18 protein-coding genes are annotated in these 19,181 nt (G+C 70.8%); 10 read left to right on the top strand and 8 right to left on the bottom strand.

Annotated elements, in window-relative coordinates; all coding sequences use genetic code 11:
• Positions 1 to 60: 60 nt before the first annotated feature.
• Complete coding sequence (locus ABIA32_RS01980; RefSeq protein ID WP_370091918.1) at positions 61 to 2,043, bottom strand: YncE family protein; 1,983 nt, start codon at positions 2,041 to 2,043, stop codon at positions 61 to 63.
• 691 nt (positions 2,044 to 2,734) lie between these two features.
• Here ABIA32_RS01980 and ABIA32_RS01985 point away from each other — a divergent pair.
• Positions 2,735 to 4,033 carry a magnesium transporter MgtE N-terminal domain-containing protein gene (locus ABIA32_RS01985; RefSeq protein WP_370091919.1) on the top strand — a complete coding sequence of 433 codons (1,299 nt, stop codon included), beginning with the start codon at positions 2,735 to 2,737 and terminating at the stop codon, positions 4,031 to 4,033.
• Complete coding sequence (locus tag ABIA32_RS01990) at positions 4,030 to 5,847, top strand: Nramp family divalent metal transporter (RefSeq protein ID WP_370091921.1); 1,818 nt, start codon at positions 4,030 to 4,032, stop codon at positions 5,845 to 5,847. Before ABIA32_RS01985 ends, ABIA32_RS01990 begins: the two co-directional genes overlap by 4 nt.
• 124 nt (positions 5,848 to 5,971) lie before the next feature.
• Here the strand turns inward: ABIA32_RS01990 and ABIA32_RS01995 are convergent, their stop codons facing one another.
• Complete coding sequence (locus ABIA32_RS01995) at positions 5,972 to 6,382, bottom strand: (2Fe-2S) ferredoxin domain-containing protein (RefSeq protein ID WP_370091923.1); 411 nt, start codon at positions 6,380 to 6,382, stop codon at positions 5,972 to 5,974.
• Entirely contained in the window at positions 6,379 to 8,394 is a 2,016-nt protein-coding gene (locus ABIA32_RS02000) for a heavy metal translocating P-type ATPase (RefSeq protein ID WP_370091924.1), read from the bottom strand. Before ABIA32_RS02000 ends, ABIA32_RS01995 begins: the two co-directional genes overlap by 4 nt.
• A 102-nt stretch (positions 8,395 to 8,496) precedes the next feature.
• Here ABIA32_RS02000 and ABIA32_RS02005 point away from each other — a divergent pair, with 102 nt between their 5' ends.
• Positions 8,497 to 8,874, top strand: a complete 378-nt coding sequence (locus tag ABIA32_RS02005) for an ArsR/SmtB family transcription factor (RefSeq protein ID WP_370091925.1) — start codon at positions 8,497 to 8,499, stop codon at positions 8,872 to 8,874.
• A gap of 74 nt (positions 8,875 to 8,948) precedes the next feature.
• Here ABIA32_RS02005 and ABIA32_RS02010 read toward each other — a convergent pair whose 3' ends face one another.
• Positions 8,949 to 9,212 carry a hypothetical protein gene (locus ABIA32_RS02010; protein ID WP_370091926.1) on the bottom strand — a complete coding sequence of 88 codons (264 nt, stop codon included), beginning with the start codon at positions 9,210 to 9,212 and terminating at the stop codon, positions 8,949 to 8,951.
• Positions 9,213 to 9,319: 107 nt separating this feature from the next.
• Here ABIA32_RS02010 and ABIA32_RS02015 point away from each other — a divergent pair, with 107 nt between their 5' ends.
• Complete coding sequence (locus ABIA32_RS02015) at positions 9,320 to 10,144, top strand: alpha/beta fold hydrolase (RefSeq protein ID WP_370091927.1); 825 nt, start codon at positions 9,320 to 9,322, stop codon at positions 10,142 to 10,144.
• A 21-nt stretch (positions 10,145 to 10,165) separates the two neighbouring features.
• Here the strand turns inward: ABIA32_RS02015 and ABIA32_RS02020 are convergent, their stop codons facing one another.
• On the bottom strand, positions 10,166 to 11,296 hold the full coding sequence (locus ABIA32_RS02020) for a N(5)-(carboxyethyl)ornithine synthase (protein WP_370091928.1): 1,131 nt from the start codon (positions 11,294 to 11,296) through the stop codon (positions 10,166 to 10,168).
• Between the two features lie 265 nt (positions 11,297 to 11,561).
• Here ABIA32_RS02020 and ABIA32_RS02025 point away from each other — a divergent pair, with 265 nt between their 5' ends.
• Genes ABIA32_RS02025 through ABIA32_RS02040 form a run of 4 tightly spaced genes read left to right on the top strand, consistent with a single transcriptional unit; the run spans position 11,562 to position 14,617 of the window.
• Positions 11,562 to 11,774, top strand: a complete 213-nt coding sequence (locus ABIA32_RS02025) for a hypothetical protein (protein ID WP_370091929.1) — start codon at positions 11,562 to 11,564, stop codon at positions 11,772 to 11,774.
• A gap of 33 nt (positions 11,775 to 11,807) precedes the next feature.
• Positions 11,808 to 12,842: an alcohol dehydrogenase catalytic domain-containing protein gene (locus ABIA32_RS02030; RefSeq protein WP_370091930.1), complete on the top strand. Its 1,035-nt coding sequence runs from the start codon at positions 11,808 to 11,810 to the stop codon at positions 12,840 to 12,842.
• A gap of 56 nt (positions 12,843 to 12,898) precedes the next feature.
• Positions 12,899 to 13,816: an alpha/beta hydrolase gene (locus ABIA32_RS02035; protein ID WP_370091931.1), complete on the top strand. Its 918-nt coding sequence runs from the start codon at positions 12,899 to 12,901 to the stop codon at positions 13,814 to 13,816.
• A 51-nt stretch (positions 13,817 to 13,867) separates the two neighbouring features.
• A complete protein-coding gene (locus ABIA32_RS02040; protein ID WP_370091932.1) occupies positions 13,868 to 14,617 on the top strand; it encodes a maleylpyruvate isomerase family mycothiol-dependent enzyme in 750 nt (249 codons plus the stop codon).
• A gap of 23 nt (positions 14,618 to 14,640) precedes the next feature.
• On the opposite strand, the gene ABIA32_RS02045 is transcribed toward ABIA32_RS02040, so the two are convergent.
• Positions 14,641 to 15,210 (bottom strand): hypothetical protein, encoded by a 570-nt coding sequence (locus tag ABIA32_RS02045; protein ID WP_370091934.1) that lies wholly within the window; start codon positions 15,208 to 15,210, stop codon positions 14,641 to 14,643.
• Positions 15,211 to 15,398: 188 nt separating this feature from the next.
• On the bottom strand, positions 15,399 to 16,544 hold the full coding sequence (locus ABIA32_RS02050) for an FAD-dependent oxidoreductase (RefSeq protein WP_370091935.1): 1,146 nt from the start codon (positions 16,542 to 16,544) through the stop codon (positions 15,399 to 15,401).
• 145 nt (positions 16,545 to 16,689) lie between these two features.
• Here ABIA32_RS02050 and ABIA32_RS02055 point away from each other — a divergent pair, with 145 nt between their 5' ends.
• Positions 16,690 to 17,304, top strand: coding sequence for a TetR/AcrR family transcriptional regulator (locus ABIA32_RS02055; protein ID WP_370091936.1), 615 nt, complete (start codon positions 16,690 to 16,692; stop codon positions 17,302 to 17,304).
• A gap of 90 nt (positions 17,305 to 17,394) precedes the next feature.
• A complete protein-coding gene (locus ABIA32_RS02060; protein ID WP_370091937.1) occupies positions 17,395 to 17,691 on the top strand; it encodes a DUF3303 domain-containing protein in 297 nt (98 codons plus the stop codon).
• Between the two features lie 27 nt (positions 17,692 to 17,718).
• Here ABIA32_RS02060 and ABIA32_RS02065 read toward each other — a convergent pair whose 3' ends face one another.
• The gene (locus tag ABIA32_RS02065) at positions 17,719 to 19,140 is read right to left on the bottom strand and encodes a PLP-dependent aminotransferase family protein (RefSeq protein ID WP_370091938.1); all 1,422 of its coding nucleotides are present in this window, start codon (positions 19,138 to 19,140) and stop codon (positions 17,719 to 17,721) included.
• Positions 19,141 to 19,181 lie beyond the last annotated feature (41 nt).

Genomic DNA, 19,181 nt, shown 5'->3' on the forward strand with positions numbered 1-19,181 from the left:
AGAGGCCGGCGGCGCGGGCGGGTGTGGGCGGGTGCGGGACTTCGGTGACCGGCGGACCGGTCAGCTGGTGACGCTGAAGTAGAGCCAGCCGCCCCAGGTCGCCGCGTTGACGCCGTCGCCGCCGTACTGGGGCACGATGCGGAAGTGCGAGCCCAGCGGGAAGCCGGTGACGTTCAGTTGGATCCAGACCACCCCGTTGTTGTCGAGGTAGAAGCAGCCCTGCGGGGTGAGGTTGTGCCAGCCGCCCGAGTAGTACCACTGGGCGTACAGGGTGATGCACTGGTTGCCCTTGTTCGGGCCCACCGCAGTGCCCATCGCCGGCAGCTTCGACTTGTGGAACAGCTGGAACTTGTAGCCCGCGTACCAGTTGCTGCCGTAGGAGTTGGCGAGCACGTCCGCGATCGCCGCGTAGCCGTTGATCCACCGGCCCGCCCAGGCGGTGCCGTAGAAGTAGTCACCGGCGAACCAAGCGGAGAAGCGGGTGTTCCGGGTCACCTTGTACCAGGCGGAGAAGTTGCCGTACCGGTCGACCGCGCCGCTCGCGACGAGCGTCTGCGGCAGGCTCACTGGCATGGCGTAGATCCCGACCGTGTGGCCGTTCCAGGTCCTGCCCAGGTGCGCGGTGATGTGGGCCCAGCCGTTGTAGGCATAGCCGGTGCTGTTGGTGGAGATGGTCACCGTGGTCGCGGTGCGGGCGATGTTGATGGTTGCCGACGCGGTAACCGCGCTGTGCTGGCCGTCGCCGGCGTAGCTGACCCGGTACGTGACCGGCCCGCCGATGGTGGCCGTGTCGGCGAAGTGCCAGCTGCCGTCCGCCGCGGTCACGGGCTTGATCGCGCTCAGGACCCCCGCGGGGTGCGCCAGGTCGACGCGGGTTACCGAGAGTTGGGTTCCGCCGGGAATCGGCAGCGTCGAGCTCAGCTTGCCGCTGACGGTGTACGCCTTGCCGCGGATGCCCGACGCGGGCGCGGAGGCGGTGAGCGTCGGGAGGACCTTGGTCGGGTCGGTCAGGACCTGGAGGCTGTACGTGGTGCCCGAGGCGGTGTACGCGCCCGCGATCGCGAAGACGCGTGAGTCGTCGGGGGCCCAGGCGAGGTCCGCCGGGGTGGTCGATCCGGCCCTGTACATGCGCAGTGGGGTTTGGGTGTTGGCCTTGAGGATGGAGACGGTCGCGCCCCAGGCCTGGGCGACGTACCCGTCCGGGGAGACGCTCCCCACAGTCGCGTTCGGGTAGCTGCTGACGTGGCTGAACTTGCCGTTCGCGTACGCGTCGAGGAGGGTGCCGTTGACGAGCACCTGAGAGGCGCCCGGCACCAGGCTGATGTCGTAGATGCCGGAGTTGAGCGAATAGTCGGCCCAGTACCAGGCGGTCAACTGCGGTGTTCCGGTGGAGACGTCGAGTACCGCCATCGAGTCCGTGGACGCGCCGGTGTCGGCGAGTGCGAGCACGCCGGGGGCGGACGGCTGGGTGCTTGTCAACGCCGGATTCCAGAGCCCGAAGGGCTTGGTGGCCGGCATCTGACCAAGTGTCACCGCGCTGGCCCCGCCCGAGGTGTTCACCGAGGGGTCGACGGATCCGAGGTTGCCTGACCACTGGTCGCCATAGGTGAACCAGAGTTTGCCCGAGGTGAAGGCGAGGTGGGTCGGCCCCTTGTTGGTTGCCACCGCGTAGCGGGTCTTGACCGCGAGGGTGCTCGCGTCGAGCGCCACCACCTCGTGGGTGCCGGGAGCGGCCGCGTACACCGTCGCGCCGTCCGTGGAGACGGCCAGGCCGGTGACGCCGCTGATGCCGCTGATCGTGGCGACGCTGTTGCCGTCGTAGTCGGCGGCAGTGACGGAGCCGGCCGTTTCGTCGCCGACGAAGACCCGGTGCAGGGCTCCGTCCACGGCCATCCCGCCCAAGGCGGAGACGGTGACCGGTCCCGATGCCGCGGCGTGCGCGGTGACGCTGGTCCGGCTGGTGTGCTTGACGGGGCGGGCCGAGCCGGCCGCCGCCGCGGGCCCGGCGGTGGCGACGCCGAGCAGGACCGCACAGGCGGTCACGGTGCATAGGCTGCGCTTGCGCACAGTGCTGAACCCCCAGGAAGAAAGCCCGGAATGACCGGGAGGCGTGGTTGCCGCGCGGGTCCTGCCGTGGTGAGCCGGCGGAGGCGTCGCGTGTTCGGCAGGTGGAATCCTAGGCCAGCAGAGGCCTGGTGCGAACGGCTTTTCGAGGCGTTCTTCAGGGGCAGGGCCCGTCGGCGACGCAGACGCTGGAAGACGTGGACGAAGCCGACGCCGGTGACCGCGAACCGGGCCAACACCACGTCGGCCACAACGTGCCGGGTCCTCGAAGCGTGCATGGTGAGTCCCCTTCATACGTGGTGAGGCGGATCAGTTTTCACCCCCCTAGGCGCGGACGAAACGGCTCCGGCAGAAGTAGGCAAAGGGTCTTCCATCTGCGGTGATCCGGAACGAGCCCGAGCTTTTCGGTGATCCGCCTAAAGGCTTGACGCTCGTCACCCGGCTCTCCCTCGAACCCGGGATCCACGATCTGCACTGGCACCTCGACGACGACACCGGTCCGACTGAACAGCGAGCCCTGGCCTGACCTGCCTCCCGACGAGGGTGACCACTCCGGTCGCCGCCCACCATCTGAAGGTCGCCGGCCGCGCATTGGTCTCCCCGGAGGCAGTTGCGCCGCGCCGTGGTGCGTCCCGTCGACCCGTGGCCTCCGGCGGGCTAGCTTCGTGACGTGGACCGTGCCGTGTCGTTGTCCCAGCTCCTTCGCCGCCCGCTGGTCGGGCGCGACGGGCAGGCCGTGGGCCGCCTGTCCGATGTGATCGTCCGTCTGCGCGGACGCGATTACCCCGTCGTCACCGGGCTCGTGGCTCAGGTGGGCCGTCGGGAGGTGTTCCTGCCGGTCGAGCAGGTCGTCGGCTTCGAGCACGAACAGATCCCACTGGCCAGCGAGGTCGTGGACCTGCGTCCCTTCGACCGGCGCGAGGGCGAGGTGCTGCTGCGCGCGGACGTACTCGGCCACCGGGTCGTCGACGTCGCGGACGTCGATTTGGTCCGCGCCCACGACCTCCAGCTGCGCCGACGCGACGACGGGTGGACCGTGGAGGCGCTGGACACCCAGCCGCACCGCCCCGGCCTGCTCGGACTCTTCGGAACCCGACCGGAGCCGAAGTGGCGGGACTGGAAGTCCTTCGAACCCCTCATCGGCCACGCCCACTCGGCGCGGGTCCGCGGGCCGTTCGGACGACTCGGCCGCCTCAAACCGGCCGACCTCGCCGACCTGTTGGAGGACGCCAACCGCACCGAGTCGCACGAGATCCTGGCCACCGTCCACGCCGACCCGGAACTGGAGGCGGACGTCTTCGAGGAGCTCGAGCCCGACTCGCAGACCCGCCTGCTGCGGGAGAAGAGCGACCAGCAGATCGCCGAAGTCCTGGCCCGGATGCACGCGGACGACGCCGCCGACGCCATCAACGACCTGCCCCAAGCCCGGCGCCAACCCGTCCTGGACGCCCTCCCCGCAGGCCAGCGAGCCAAAGTCCTGACCCTGATGGGCTTCAACCCCTCAAGCGCCGGCGGACTGATGGCCCTGGACATCCTCACCGCACCCCCCGACGCCACCGCCGCGCAGGTGCTGGGCCGGGTCCGCGAGGCCCGTACCCTGCAGCCGGAGGCGCTGACCAGCGTCCACGTCGTGCAGGACGGCAATCGGCTGATCGGCACCGCGACCCTGGTGTCCCTGCTGCAGGCCGATCCCGATGCCCGGCTCGACCAGATCATGGTCACCGAGCCCGTCCGTGTCGGCCCGGACACCGACATCGAAGACGTCGCCCTGCTCATGACGGACTACAACCTGCTGACGGTCCCCGTGGTGGATGACCAGGACCACGTCCTCGGGGTCATCACGGTCGACGACATCCTGGAGACCGTCATCCCCGAGGACTGGCGCCGCCGCGAACCCGCACCCCACCCCGCCCACCGCACCGAACCCGGCGCCCAGGCGCCGGCGCACGACACGGACAGCGGTCCATGAACACCCCCGACCAGCCGGCCGAGCCGCCTGAGAGGCCCGGCCGGTCTCCCCAGCCGCAGCCGCAGCCGCAGCCACAGCCGGAAGCACCGCACCAGCCCACGCCCCCTGCGCCGAAGCCCGCGGTCGCCCCGAAGCCCGCGGTCACCCCGAGACCCGCGGTCGGCCCGAAGCCCGCACCGGCGGCCAAGCCCTCACCCGTGCCCCGGCCGAGTGCGGTGCTGGACGAGGCCCATCTCGGCGACATCGAGGGCGCGTTCGGCCGCATCGCGCGCGACCACGCCGAGGAACGCCCCGGCATCAAGACCCGGCTGCTGACGCTGCTGGCGATCGTCGGCCCCGGCATCATCGTCATGGTCGGCGACAACGACGCCGGCGGCGTCGCCACGTACGCCCAGGCCGGGCAGAACTACGGCTACTCGCTGCTCTGGGTGCTACTGCTGCTGATCCCGGTCCTGATCGTCAATCAGGAGATGGTGGTCCGCCTCGGTGCGGTCACCGGCGTCGGACATGCCCGGCTGATCAACGAGCGCTTCGGCCGGTTCTGGGGCTGGTTCAGCGTCGGCGACCTGTTCGTCCTCAACTTCCTCACCATCGTCACCGAGTTCATCGGCATCTCGCTGGCCTCGGAGTTCCTCGGCGCGTCCAAGTACTGGGTGGTCCCGGCCGCGGCGGTGCTGCTGATCGCGGTCACCGCGAGCGGATCCTTCCGGCGCTGGGAGCGGGCGATGTTCGCGCTGATCGCGGTCAGCCTGCTGCTGATCCCGCTGACGCTGCTGTCCGGGCCGCGCTGGGGTCAAGCGGCCCGTGACTTCGTCGTCCCGGGCATCCAGGGCGGCATCAGCGGCGACGCCGTGCTGCTGATCATCGCGATCGTCGGCACGACCGTCGCGCCGTGGCAGCTGTTCTTCCAGCAGTCCAACGTCATCGACAAGCGGATCACCCCGCGCTTCATCGGCTACGAACGCGCCGACACCGTCATCGGCTCCGTCGTCGTGGTCGTCGGCGCGGCCGCGTTGGTGATGATCGCCGACTTCGCCGCCCGCGGCACCTCCTTCGCCGGGCACTTCACCGACGCCGCGGGCGTCGCCCAGGCACTGCAGCAGCACAGCCACGCCCTCGCGGTGATGTTCGCGATCGTGCTGATGGACGCCAGCATCATCGGCGCCGCCGCCGTCACCCTGGCCACCAGCTACGCCTTCGGCGACGTCTTCAACCTGCGCCACTCCCTGCACCGCGGCTTCGGTGAGGCCAAGAAGTTCTACGCCTCCTACAGCCTCATGGTCATCCTCGCCGCCGGCATCGTGCTGATCCCCGGCGCGCCGCTCGGCGTGATCACCGAGGCCGTCCAGGCGCTGGCCGGACTGCTGCTGCCCTCGGCCAGCGTCTTCCTGCTCCTGCTCTGCAACGACCCCGAGGTGCTGGGCCCGTGGGTCAACCCGCGCTGGCTCAACCTCCTGGCGACCCTCATCATCGCCGTCCTGCTGCTGCTCTCCGGCACTCTGATGACCGCCACGCTCTTCCCCACCATTGACGTCAAGGCCCTCACCATCTGGCTCGCCGTCACCCTCGTCGCCGCGTTGGCAGCGGCGGCGATCGGGCTCCGGATCGCACGCCGACGCGCAGGGCCCAGGGCGGCGCCGCAGCAGGCCATGTCGCCGACCGAGAAGCTGGCCTGGCGCATGCCGCCGCTCGCCCTGCTCAAACCCGTCCAGTGGTCCCCCGGACTGCGCCTGGGCATGCTCGCCCTGCGCGGCTACCTGGTCCTCAGCGCGGTTCTCCTGCTCGTCAAGGCCGTCCGCCTCGGCGGCGGATGACCCGTTGAGCTCGCGCCAGCGGCTGCACGGTTCAACCGCGGTTGCGGGCAGCCTCGACGAGCAGGTGCGCGAGTTCTCCGGGCCTCGACCGTCGCCTGCGCGCGCTGGCCCGTGGGTTGGGGGATCAGTGTTCGAGTTCCTGGCGCACACGCCGGGAAGGTTGGAAGGCGTAGAGGTCCAGGATGTCGGGCGGCTCGGCCAGTCCGGGGCCGCCGGCTTCGACCCAGGCGGTGATGTCGGCGGCGGCGTCCGGGTCGTTGACCAGGCCGAGCCAGACCGGGCGCCCGCCCGCCTCGCGGCCCTCGCTGGAGGGTTGGACGACGATGACGTTGGCTTGCTCGCAGGCGTCCAGGCAGTCCACCCGGCGCACCATGGCGACCCCCGCCAGGGAGGATTGCAGGGCGGCGAGTTGGGCGGCGTGGTCCAGGCGCGGGACCTTCGAGGTGGTGCCGCAGCAACAGCCCCGGCACACGGTGACCGTGGGTCGGGCCGCTCCCGGGGTGGGGGCGGCCTTGCGGGGGTGACGCTTGCTCACCGCACGCTCCTGGTCGCGGCAGCCCCGGTCGGGGCGGCGGCGCGGCGCCAGGCGGCGTCGCGGAGCAGTCGCAGGCCGTTCAGGCCCACGATCACGGTGGAGCCCTCGTGGCCGAGGACGCCGAGGGGCAGCGGCAGGTGGCCGACCAGGTCCCAGATGACCAGGGCGGAGATGAACACCGAGGCGATGACCAGGTTCTGCACAACGAGCTTCCGCGCCCGGCGGGACAGGGACACGACCGTGGGGACGGTGGCGAGTTCGTCGCGGACGATGACCGCGTCGGCGGTCTCCAGCGCGAGGTCGGAGCCGGCCCGGCCCATGGCGATGCCGGTGTGGGCGGCGGCCAGGGCGGGGGCGTCGTTGACGCCGTCGCCGATCACCAGCACCTTGCGTCCACGCGCCTCCAGGCGGCGCACCGCCTCGACCTTGTCCTGCGGCAGCAGACCGGCGTGGACCTCGTCGCCGGGAATGCCGACCTCGGCCGCCAGTCGTGCGGCGGCGCGCGGGTTGTCGCCCGTGACGAGCACCGGGGTGGTACCGGTCAGCGTGGTCAGTGCGGTGACCGTGGCGGCGACGTCGGGGCGCAGCCGGTCCGCGATGCCCAGCACGCCGACCGGGACGCCCTCGCACTGGACGAGCACGGCGGTGCGGCCCCCGTCCTCCAGCTCCGCGGCGATGCTGGTCGCGTTCGCCGCCGGTGCCCCGCTCGCGTGGTCGAGGAGGCGGGCCGGGGCGCCGACCGTGACCGCGGTGCCGTCGACGGTAGCGGTGACGCCGACGCCGGGGGTGGAGGTGAAGTCCTCGGCGACCGGCAGTTCCAGGCCGCGACGGCGGGCGGCGTCGACCACGGCGCGGGCAAGCGGGTGCTCGCTGGGGTGCTCCGCCGAGGCAGCGAGGGTGAGCAGGGCGTCCTCGGTCAGGCAGGAGCCGTCCAGGGCGCGGATGTCGGTGACGCGGGGGGTCCCCTCGGTCAGGGTGCCGGTCTTGTCGAGCGCGACGGCGTCGACCTGGCCGAGCCGCTCCATCACCACGGCGGACTTGACCAGCACGCCGTGGCGGCCGGCGTTGGCGATGGCGGACAGCAGCGGCGGCATGGTGGCCAGCACGACGGCGCAGGGCGAGGCGACGATCATGAAGGTCATCGCGCGGAGCAGCGAGCCGGTGACGGCCGCGCCGAAAGCGAGCGGGATGAGGAAGACGGCGAGGGTGGCGAAGACCATGCCGAGCGAGTAGCGCTGCTCGACCTTCTCGATGAACAGCTGCGTGGGGGCCTTGGTCTCCGACGCCTCCTCGACCATGGCCACGATGCGGGCGATGACCGAGTCGGAGGCGTCTCGCTCCACCTTGACCCGCAGGGCGCCGGTGCCGTTCAGGGTGCCCGCGAAGACCTCGTCGCCTTCCTGCTTGGCCACCGGCAGCGGCTCGCCGGTGATGGTGGCCTGGTCGACCTCGCTCGCCCCGTCCAGGACGCGGCCGTCGGCGCCGACGCGCTCGCCGGGGCGGATCAGGATGGTGTCGCCGACGACGAGCTGGTCGGTGGCGACCGTCTCCTCGGTGCCGTCGTCCAGCAGGCGGGTCGCCGTGGTCGGGGCGAGGTCGAGCAGGCCGCGGACGGAGTCCTGGGTGCGGGCGGTGGCCAGCGCCTCCAAGGCGCCGGAGGTGGCGAAGATGACGATCAGCAGCGCGCCGTCCATGACCTGCCCGATCGCCGCCGCGCCGAGCGCCGCGACGATCATCAGCAGGTCCACGTCCAGGGTCTTCTCGCGCAGCGCCTGCAGCCCGGCCCAGCCCGGCTCCCAGCCGCCGGTCGCGTAAGCGATCGCGTAGAGCGGGCCCCAGGCCCACGCCGGGGCGCCGGTCAGCTGCAGCGGCAGCGCGATCAGGAACGCGATCGTGGCGGCCGCGGCCCAACGAGCCTCGGCCAGCGCGAAGACCCGCGTCCGCCGCTTGGGGGCCAGGGCCTCGCGGGAGGCCGCGGCGGTGGCCGGGCGCTCGGTGAGGGTTGTGGACACGGCGGTATTCCTTCGCACGGGCAACAGGGCGGGACAGGCTGGCCCCATCACCATACAGGATCGCTTGAACAGCTATTCACACGTCTCCGGTAGGATGCGGACATGGGCCACGGAATCACCGAGAAGCAGCGCGCCACGTCACGCGAACGCCTGGATCACGTCGGCAGCGCCAGCGTCGCCACTCTGCTGCAGGCCCTGGCCACCCCGTCCCGGCTGCTGATCCTGGCTCGCCTCGCCGAGGGCCCCTGCGCCGCCGGTGATCTGGCCGACGCCGCAGGACTGGAGCGCTCCGCCTGCTCCCACCAGCTGCGGCTGCTGAAGAATCTCGGCCTGGTCAGCGTGGAACGCAATGGCCGCTCCATGGTCTACGCCCTCTACGACAACCACGTCGCGGAACTGCTCGACCAGGCCATCTACCACGTCGAACACCTCCGCCTCGGCATCACCGACACGTCGGAGGACGCGCCCGCCGCAGACTGACTGCGCGATATCGCGCAGCCGGTGCGGCACTGGTCACCACTACAGCGGTATGCGGATGGGCGGGTGTCGCTCCCTCACCACGCGACGGGGCCCAGGCGGTCGATGAAGATCCCTGTCGGGCCGTCGGCGTCGAGGGTGGCGAGGTGGACGATCGGGTCCGCGCCCTCGGCGGCGGTCAGTTGGCCGGTGTGGTGGTTCATGTCGGTGGCGGCGAACGTGTGGTGGGCGACCTCGCCAGGGGTGGCGAGGTTGAACTTCACCCGAGGGAGGGCCTGGGCGTAGCGGATGGTGATCATGTTGAGGGCCGCCTTCGAGGAGGTGTAGGCGAGCTCGTGCATCTTCGGCCGTACGCGTGACGTTCGGCCCGTCGCGGTTGCAGGGGCCGGGCCTGCGGTGCCTCAATGGCCCTGGCAGCGACCGCCGCCCTTCGGTGAGGAGACCGGGCATGCCGCTGGTCGGAGTGAACGGCGTCGAACTCTTCTACGAGGTCGGCGGGAGCGGCGACCCGCTGGTCCTGGTGCACGGCTCGTGGAGCGACCACGGCGGCTGGGCCCCAGTCCTTCACGCCCTCGCGCTGAGATTCCGGGTGCTCGTCTACGACCGGCGGGGCCACAGCCTGAGCGAACGCCCGCCAGGGCAGGGATCCCGGTTCGAGGACGAGGAAGACCTGGCCGCGCTGATCGAGACCCTCGGGTTCGCGCCGGCGTTCGTCGCGGGCAACTCCTTCGGTGCGTCGACCGCGCTCGGTCTGGCAGCCCGGCGTCCGGAGCTCTTCCGAGGCCTCATCGCCCACGAACCCCCGCTCATGGGCATCGTCGCCGATACCCCCGAGCTGTCGCCGCTGATGGCGGCCGCCGGCGAGAGGATCGAATCCGTCCTCGCCCGTCTGAGGGCGGACCAGCCTCTCTCGGGAGCGCACCAGTTCGTGGAGGAGGTCGCCCTGGGGCCCGGCGCCTGGGACCAGCTGCCGGAACAGCTCCGCGAGACGTTCGTCATCAACGCCCCCACCTTCCTTGACGAACAGACCGACCCGGAGTGGGCGAATCTCGACCTCGCCCGGCTCTCCCGCTACACCGGGCCCACCCTGCTGACGAAGGGGACGGAGAGCCCGCCGTGGTTCGCGACGATCACCGCGCGGCTCTCCAGCGCGCTGCCACAGGCGCAGACGCACACCTTCGAGGGAGCCGGGCACATCCCCCACGTCAGCCACCCGGACGCCTATGCGGAGCGTGTGACCAGCTTTGTCGAAGGAAGCAAAGGGCCTGAATAGCTGGACGGAGCCCTCTGCGTTCTACCCCTTGAGGTGAGGGTAGTCGGGAGACCGGTGCTGGAAGGCCAGCACTGCTGGGTTCTGAATGGTGCCGTCGCGGATCTCGATGGCGCGACGGATGGTCTCGCTGGCCTCCCAGCTGCTGGGGCCGTCGAGGACCGAGCGCAGGTGTGGGATCAGCGCCTCACTGTTCTCCCAGGTGGCGGAGTTCCACAGGTAGGAGGGGCTGTGGTCCACGCCGTAGTAGTGCACGTTGTCGCCGACGGTGAACATCGGTTCGGTGAAGGTGGTCGGCCGCGCCCAGCTGAATCCCATGCCCTCGTCGCAGGAGACGTCGATGACGAGGGTGCCCGGCGCCAGCGTGTCGAGGTCCTCGTCGATCAGGAACGTCAGCGGTGCCCCGGTGTCCTGCAGGACGCAGTTCACGATGATGTCGTGCACGGAGAGGAACTCCGCCAGCGGTATCCGGCCGTCCTGGGTGAAGGCGTGGCTGCGGCGCGGGTCAGCGGTGCCGTCCGCCTCGTCGTGGTCGAACTGGACGATCCTCGCGGAGTGGATCGGTGAGCTGACCGCAGTGACTCCGCGGGCAGTGAGCACGTCGACGTTGTGCACGCCCTGGGAGTTCAGGGCTGTCACGGCTCCTCGGGCTGTCGCGCCGAAGCCGATCACGACCGCGCGCAGCCGTCGGCCGTAGTCGCCGGTCAATCCCCGCAACTGCATGGCGTGCAGCACCGAGGAGTACCCGGCCAGCTCGTTGTTCTTGTGGAAGACATGCAGATTGAACGAGCCGTCACCGGTCCAGTGGTTCATCGCCTCGAAAGCGATGAGCGTCAGTCGATGGTCGATGGCCGTCTGGGTGACCCCCTCATCCTGGACGCAGTGCGGCCAACCCCAGAGGACCTGCCCGTCGCGCAGCTCGTCGACATCCTCCGGCATCGGCTTGGCCATCAGGACGATGTCGCACTGTGCGATGAGCTCGGCCCGTGGGAGCAACCCGGCGACGAGGGGGGACAGTTGCTCGTCGGAGACACCGAACCGCTCTCCGTAGCCCTGTTCAAGGTGGATGCGTCCACGGAGGTCGAGGTCAATCCGCTCGAAGTGCGCGGGATGGATCGGCAGTCGGTGCTCGTTTTCCTTGCCTGACCGCGCCATGATTCCGATGTTGAATTGGTGCAAAGCGCCCCTTTGATTAATTCAGGTGTAGCACGCCGCACCTAATCGCGAGCCCGGGTCGGCACCGGCCCATCGGAGGTCCGCAGGGTCTAGGTGCGAGCCTTGCCAGCGGCAGGATGTGCGCCGGCTTGGGGCGCGGTCATGTCGAGAAGGATCATGGCGTCGTGGTCGGGGGTGCCGGGTTCCGCGACGTAGAGCGCACCGCCTGGGCCAGACCCTGCACATCGTCGAGGGCGTCGCGCTGTTGGGCAGCCGCGACGGCACCGTCATCGAAGCCCACCCCGGCGACACCGTGTGCACCGCGCCGGGCGAGGAGCACTGGCACGGCGCCGCCCCTGACCGTCTCATGGCCCACCTGGTCCTGATGGACGGCGACACCAGCGACGCCCCCCAGACCACCTGGGCCGAGCAGGTCGCCGACGACACCTACCGGGCACCCCGGACCCCCACCCGCTGAGCAACACTCACCGCACTGAAGGACACCCACGCCATGCGCGCAACACTGCTCTACCAAGCCGGCGACGTCCGCGTCGAAGACGTCGCAGACCCCAAGATCCAGCAGCCGACGGACGCGGTCATCCGCATCGTGGTCGGCTGCGTCTGCGGCAGCGACCTTTGGCCGTACAAGTCCCAGCCCTACACGGACAACCCCCGCCACATGGGCCACGAGTTCATCGGTGTCGTCGAGGAGATCGGCACCGAGGTGAAGTCCGTCAAGACCGGCGACCTCGTCGTGGCCCCGTTCACCTACTCCGACGGCACCTGCGAGAACTGCCGCCGGGGCCTGACGACCTCCTGCGTCCACGCCGGCCAGTGGGGCGTGGGCGGCGTCGACGGCGGGCAGGGCGAGGCCGCCCGCATCCCGTGGGCCGACGGCACCCTGGTCAAGCTCCCGGTCGGCGAGGACTCCGAGCTGCTGCCGGACCTGCTGACCCTCTCCGACGTGCTGTGCACCGGCTACCACGCCGCCCGCACCGCCGGGGTGAAAGCCGGTGACAGCGTCACCGTCATCGGTGACGGCGCGGTCGGCCTGTCCGCGGTCATCTCCGCGAAGCTGCTCGGCGCCGAGCGGATCATCCTGATGGGCCGCCACATCCAGCGCACCGACCTGGGTCGCGACTTCGGCGCCACCGACGTCGTCGCCGCACGCGGCCAGGACGGCGTCGCCGCCGTACGCGAGCTGACCGGCGGCACCGGCACGGACCGGGTGCTGGAATGCGTCGGCCTCAAGGACGCGCTCGTCCAGTCGGCCGGAGTGGTCCGCGACGGCGGCGTCATCAGCCGCGTCGGCGCCCCGCAGTACCCCGAAGTCCCGCTCGGGTTCGTGGAGTTCATGCGCAACATCACCCTTACCGGCGGCGTCGCGCCCTCCCGCGCCTACATCGAGGAGCTCATGCCGCACATCCTCAGCGGTGAGATCCATCCGGGCCGGGTGTTCGACCGCACCGTCTCCCTGGACGACGTCGCCGAGGGCTACCGCCTCATGAACGACCGCGAGGCCCTCAAGGTCCTCATCCGCCCCTGACCAAAGGCACCCCGGCACCGCACCAACCACCACCCCCGCACAGCAAGGAAACGACCATGGAACGCATCACCTTCCAGAACAAGGGCAACACCGTCGTCGGCAACCTGTTCAAGCCCGAAGGCTTCCAGCAGGGCACGACGTACCCGGCGATCGTGGTGACCCACCCCTTCGGCGCCGTCAAGGAGCAGGTCCCCACCACCTACGCCAAGCTGCTCGCCGCCCAGGGCTTCATCACCCTGGTCTTCGACGCCTCCTACCAGGGCGAGAGCGGCGGCGAGCCGCACTTCTCGGAGTTCCCCTCGGCGCGCGTCGAGGACATCCGCCGCGCGGTGGACTTCCTGAGCACCCACCCCGACGTCGACGAGGACCGCATCGGCGCCCTGGGCATCTGCGCCGGTGGCGGCTACACGGTCAACGTGTCGCAGACCGAGATGCGGATCAAGGCTGTGGCGGGCGTGAGCACCTTCAACCTCGGTTCCGCGCGCCGCGACGGCGTCGGCGGAACGCAGTCGGCGGAGTACCGCACCGACCTGCTGGAGCGTTCGGGCAAAGCCCGCACCCGCGAGGCGGCGGGCGGTGAGGTCGAGATGTTCTCCCTGATCGCTGACAACCCCAAGTTCGACATGAACGACCTGTCCACCATCCCGATGATGTATCAGGAGGGCTACAGGTACTACTCCGAGATCGACCCCAACCCCAGGTTCATGGGCACGTTCGCCCTCTCCAGCCTCAGCCAGCAGATGGCGTTCTTCCCCTTCGAGGGACTCGAGTTGATCTCCCCGCGCCCGCTGCTGCTGATCGCCGGAACCGAGGCCGACACCCTCTACATGAGCCAGGACGCCATCGAGAGGGCGAAGGAGCCCAAGGAGCTCTACCTCATCGACGGCGCCTCACACATCGACCTGTACTGGAAGCCGGACTACGTCCCGCAGGTCGCCGAAAAGCTCACCGCGTTCTTCGCCAAGCACCTGTAGTCCGACCGCGAGAACACGCCCGGGGCCCGGGCGGCCGTAGAGTACCGGCCCGTGACTGACACCATCGAACTCGGCGGGGCGGACATCGCCGCCCTTCTCGACGCCGTCCGCTGTTCCGCCGCGCGGCTCGCTGCCACCCTCGGCGCTCTCACCGACCTTCAGGTCCGCGAGCCGTCGGCGCTGCCCGGATGGAGTCGCGGCCACGTCATCACCCATGTCGCCCGCAGCGCGGACGTCTACCGATGGCTGCTGGCCCTCGCCCGTACCGGCAGCGAGCCCGGACCGCGCGCCGACGGCCCCGCGCTGGAGCGCGCGTTGCGCGAGGGCGCCGGACGCGATGCTGCCGCACTCGTCGCCGACGTGTGCGGCAGCCTGGAGCGGATGCTCGACGAGGCCGAGGCCATGCCCGTCGAGCGCTGGCCCACGATGGTGACCGCCCTCGCGGGCTGGCGTCACCCTGCCTGGTTCACCCTTCACCGCGCCTGGCGCGAACTCGAAACCCACCACGTCGACCTGGGCCTCGGCCACACCACCGCCGACTGGCCTGCCGAATACGTCATCTGGGCCCTCGAGGCCACAGTCGCCACGCTGTCGGCACGCGACTTCCGTGTCTCCCGCATCGAGGCCACCGATCTGGACCGCGCCTGGACCGTTGCCCCGACCGGCCCCACCATCACGGGCGCAGGCCACGCCCTCCTCGCCTGGCTCTCCGGCCGCGGCACGGCCGCACCTCTGCAGCCGGATCACCCGCTGCCGACCCCGCCTCCCTGGCCGCTCCCGCCCTACCCCGGCTGGTCCTGACCCGACGGTGAGAGTGCGTTCGGTCAGTGGGAGGTGGCGGGGCAGTTGTTCCATTCCTGGGACAGTTGCTGGGGGATCAGGTTGAAGCAGCCGCCCGTGTCGGGGAACGAGGCGCTGCCGTTCATGGCCCATGGGTTGCCGCCGGCGAGGATGAAGTACTTGCGGACGCTGCCGTCGTCCTGGGCGGCGACCTTCTCCTCGTAGGTCGCACCGGGGGTGAGGTCGAACGCGGTCGCCGCGTAGTACACGCCCTTGCACTGCCCGTAGAGGAACTGGCCCGGCCGCGGCTGAATGTGGGTGTGGCCGGTCGCCGCGGCGTAGGCGTGGGTGACCGCGGCCTTCACCGCCGGGGTGGCGGTCCGGTTCGCGCAACCGACGATGTTCCCGAGGTTGTCCATCGATGGCGACTGCTGACCACTGGGGTCCTGCACGGTGCCCACGGTCGAGGTCGGCGCAGCGACCGCCCCCGACGTCTGCCCGCCCGTCGGACTCGGTGCCGCGCCCGCAGTGGAGTTGCCGGAGGCGCCCGGCGCACCGGTCGAGCCGGAACCCGAACCGCCGTTGCAGGCGGCCAGCAGCAGCGTGGCTGACACAGCGACAGCGGCCGCCGCGAGAGCGCGAGGCAGGTTGGAGCGCATATGGGAGTCCCCCAGAAGACAGTGACCGATGCCGGAGAGCCTGTTGCGCGTCCGGCGCATGTCATCCTCGCGCGCGTACTCGACGAGCAACTCCCGTTCCCGTAACAGCCACGCAACTGCCGGCATCATGGCGCGGGCGGGGGTCAGAGCTGAGCGTCGTTGTCATCGCCGAAGTCGGGCAGGTCGGTGGTCAGCAGGTGCTCGGCGCCGCCTTCGAGGAGGGTGGCCGTCTCGGTGGAGCGGGCGAGCATGGTCTTCTCGTAGGTGCGGATGGCGTCGGCGACGGTGGCCGAGTCGGCGAGAGCGAGGGCGAGTTCGCAGGCGTCGAGCATGGCGAGGTTGACGCCGACCCCGAGCGGGGGCATGAGGTGGGCGGCGTCGCCGAGCAGGGTCACGGTCGGGTTGTGTTCCCAGGTGTGCGGGACGGGGAGGGCGAAGATCGGGCGGTCGACGTAGGGACCGTCGTTGTCGGTGATCATCTGGCGCAGGCGCGGCGACCAGTTGCCGTACTGGTCGAGGAGTTGGGCGCGGATGCCGTCGGTGTCCTCGGCGGTGAGGCCGCTCTGTCCGATCCAGTCGACCGGGACCCGCTGGATGAGATAGGCGCGGATGTGGTCTGCGCTGTTGCGCTGGGCGAACAGACCGCGGTCGCCGTCGGCGGCATGGGCGCCGCCCGGGCCGACCAGCGCAGCAATATCGGGGTGGCGGTCGTCGACATCGGAGAACCGAGCCTCCAGGAAGCTCACCCCGGTGTACTCGGGGACCGCGCGGGACACGGCCGGGCGTACCCGGGAGAAGGCGCCGTCGGCGCCGATGACCAGATCGGTCTCGACGGTCGTGCCGTCGGCGAAGTGCAGCTGCCGCGGCCCGTCGGCGGGCCCGCTGATCGTCTCGAGGGCGCGGCCCCAGTGCACGGTTCCCGGTGACAGGGAGTCGAGCAGCAGGTCGCGCAGTTGGCCGCGGTCGATCTCTGGCTTGAAGAGCTCGTCGGCCTCCGGGACCTTGTGGGAGGTCATCGTGCCGGTCGGGTCCAGCCGGCGCATTTCCTGCCCCTCGGGGCGGGCCAGCCTGAAGAACTCCTCGAGCAGGCCGGCTTCGCGCAGGGCGATCTGTCCGTTGTCGGCGTGCAGGTCCAGGGTGCCGCCCTGGTTGCGGGCGTCGGGGCCCGGGTCGCGGTCGTGGACGGTGACCGCGACGCCGCGCCGCTGGAGGATGCGCGCGCAGGTCAGCCCGCCGGGTCCGGCGCCGATGATGCTGATCCTGGCCTGGGAGGGTGCTACGGAGTTCATGGTGTTCCCTTCGACGTCGCCGGATCACGGCCGCGGCCTGGCCTGGACGGCGCCGCGGACTCGTCAGGCATCGTCCAAGATATTTGTAACCGCTTCAAATATGCAACCGTTCCAATTCTATCGCGTGGCGGATAGGGTTGCAGGCATGGCAGAGACGATCGACCCCGCAGGAGCGGGCGGGCGGCGCGAACGCAAGAAGGCCGCCACCCGCCAGGCCATCGCCGACATGGCGCTGCGGCTGTTCCTGGAACGCGGCTACGAGCAGGTGGGCGTCCGCGAGATCGCCGAGGGTGCCGACGTTTCGGTGTCGACCCTGTTCAACTACTTCCCCGAGGGCAAAGAGGCCCTGGTCTTCGACGAGGACGCCAGCAATGAGGCGGCACTGGTCCGCGCGGTAACCGACCGACCGCCAGGGCAGAGCGTCCCCCGCGCTCTGCGCGCGTACCTCATCGGCTTCGTCGACTCGCCCCACACCCGAGACCCCCGCTTCGCCGACTTCCAGCGGCTCATCCAGGAGACCCCGGCCCTGCGCGAGTACTCCCGCACGATGTGGCTGCGCCACGAACACGCTCTGGCCCGCGCGCTCGCCGACCAGATCGGTCGGCCGCCAGACGACCTCATCTGCGCCGCCTACGCCCGGTTCACCCTCGAAATCCTCACGTTCGCCGGCTCCCGCCCCGACCCCGTCGCCGCCGTCGACCAGGCGTGTCTCCTGCTCGACCAAGGCTGGACGACCACCGTCACCCGACCGACGCCCTGATCCGTGACGTCCGCGCCCCCGGAGTGCGGGTGGGAGGGCGGGCTCCTAGCGTTGGTGGGTAGGGGGTTCTCCTCGTACGCAGGAGGCACCGTGTTGTACGTGATGACACTCGACTGGCAGCCCGGGCTCAGCCGGGATCAGCGTGACGGTGCGCTGGGCCGGAGGGCCCAGTGGCAGTATCCCGAGGGGCTCGAAGTGCTGGGCGAGTACTGGACCTCGGCCGAGAGTCCGGCGGTCGTGGTGGTCTTCCGGGCGGAGAGTTTCGCGCCGCTCCTGGAGATCGGGCTGGCCTGGGGCGACGTCTTCGGGATCACGACGTATCCGGCCGTGGGCGCCGAGGAGGGACTCACGATGGGAGCGGCGGCGATGGAGCGGCGCCAGGTCTGACCCGATGGTGAGGCGTCAACGGTCGGCTCACGGCATAGCGGGAAGGATCTGGCAGAGCGCGTCGAGCGCGGCGGCGTAGGCGTGGTCCGGTGGGGTGGCGTAGCCGACGACGAGCCCGTCGAGCGGGGGAGTGTCGGCGTCGGGGTGGCGGTAGCCGGCGAGGCCGTCGAGGGCGAGGCCGAGCCAGGAGGCGGCCTTCACCGTGGAGGCCTCGGTGCCGGGCGGCAGGCGCAGCACCGCGTGCAGACCTGCGGCGATCCCGGTGACCTCGATGTGCGGTGCCCGCTCGGCGAGCACGGCGGTCAGGCGGTTGCGGCGGTCGCGGTAGCGCTGGCGCATCTGCCGGATGTGCCGGTCGTAGGCCCCGGAGGTGATCAGGTCCGCGAAGGTGAGCTGGTCCACCACGCTGGTCCAGCGCTCGCGCTGACCCTTCGTCGCCAGGACGGGGTCGACCAGCCGTTCCGGCAGAACCATCCAGCCCAGACGCAGCGCGGTCGACAGGCTCTTGCTCGCCGACCCGACGTAGAGGACGTGGTCGGGGTCCAGCGCCTGGACCGCGCCGACCGGTTCGCGGTCGTACCGGAGTTCCCCGTCGTAGTCGTCCTCGATCACCACGCCACCCCCGGCGCGGGCCCAGTCGATCGCCGCGTTGCGCCGTGCCGGGGCGAGCGGCCCGCCCAGGGGGAACTGGTGCGCGGGGGTCAGCAGCGCGGCGCGGACCGCACGCCGGCCGGCCAGTTCCTCGGTCCTGGTGCCGTGGTCGTCCAGGCCCAGCGGCACCGTGCGGACGCCCTCGGCGGCCAGCAGGGCCCGGTGGAAGGCCAGGCCGTACGCCTCGACCGCCAGCGCGCCGCGCAGGACGCCGCCACCGAACAGCAGGCGCAGCGCGTCGGAGAAGCCCGAGCAGATCACGATGCGTTCCGGGCTGGTCCGGACGCCTCGGACCCGGGCGAGGTAGTGCGCGAGTGCCGTGCGCAGTTCGATCCGGCCCCGGGGATCGCCCGGCCCGAAGGCCTCGTTGGGCGCGGCGGCGAGCGCCCGGCGGGTCGAGGTGGACCACGCGTTCCTCGGGAACGAGGAGGCGTCCGGCTGTCCCTGCAGCAGATTGTGGGCGGGCGCGCGGGAAGCGGTGGCTGCCTTCTTGGGCAGGCGGGCGGGCTTGGCCGGGACGGCGCGCTCCGCGACTCGGGTGCCCGAACCCTGACGGGCGGTCAACCAGCCCTCGGCGACCAGCTCCGCGTAGGCGTCGGCGACGGTGTTCCGCGCGAGACCGAGGTCGGCCGCGAGCGAGCGGTACGGCGGCAGCCTGACCCCCGTGCCCAGCCGCCCGTCCTGGATCGCCTCGCGCAGCGCCCGGGCGAGCGCGGCGCGGCGCGGACCGGTCGCGGCCAGCTGGAGATGCAGGTCGGCGCCGACGCGCTCGGCGGAATTGACCCATGATTCGGGCATCCGAATGCACCCTTCCAGTGGTCGGTCGGCTCTCTATCGTA

Source organism: Streptacidiphilus sp. MAP12-20, from assembly GCF_041262525.1.
In the GTDB taxonomy this organism is placed as follows: Bacteria; Actinomycetota; Actinomycetes; order Streptomycetales; family Streptomycetaceae; genus Streptacidiphilus.

Coding starts and splice junctions, on each gene's coding strand:
- ABIA32_RS02020 (WP_370091928.1), bottom strand. CDS start 11,296: ATGGCGCGGTCAGGCAAGGAAAACGAGCACCGACTGCCGATCCATCCC.
- ABIA32_RS02055 (WP_370091936.1), top strand. CDS start 16,690: ATGGCAGAGACGATCGACCCCGCAGGAGCGGGCGGGCGGCGCGAACGC.
- ABIA32_RS01990 (WP_370091921.1), top strand. CDS start 4,030: ATGAACACCCCCGACCAGCCGGCCGAGCCGCCTGAGAGGCCCGGCCGG.
- ABIA32_RS02010 (WP_370091926.1), bottom strand. CDS start 9,212: ATGCACGAGCTCGCCTACACCTCCTCGAAGGCGGCCCTCAACATGATC.
- ABIA32_RS02015 (WP_370091927.1), top strand. CDS start 9,320: ATGCCGCTGGTCGGAGTGAACGGCGTCGAACTCTTCTACGAGGTCGGC.
- ABIA32_RS02035 (WP_370091931.1), top strand. CDS start 12,899: ATGGAACGCATCACCTTCCAGAACAAGGGCAACACCGTCGTCGGCAAC.
- ABIA32_RS02050 (WP_370091935.1), bottom strand. CDS start 16,544: ATGAACTCCGTAGCACCCTCCCAGGCCAGGATCAGCATCATCGGCGCC.
- ABIA32_RS02005 (WP_370091925.1), top strand. CDS start 8,497: ATGGGCCACGGAATCACCGAGAAGCAGCGCGCCACGTCACGCGAACGC.
- ABIA32_RS02030 (WP_370091930.1), top strand. CDS start 11,808: ATGCGCGCAACACTGCTCTACCAAGCCGGCGACGTCCGCGTCGAAGAC.
- ABIA32_RS02065 (WP_370091938.1), bottom strand. CDS start 19,140: ATGCCCGAATCATGGGTCAATTCCGCCGAGCGCGTCGGCGCCGACCTG.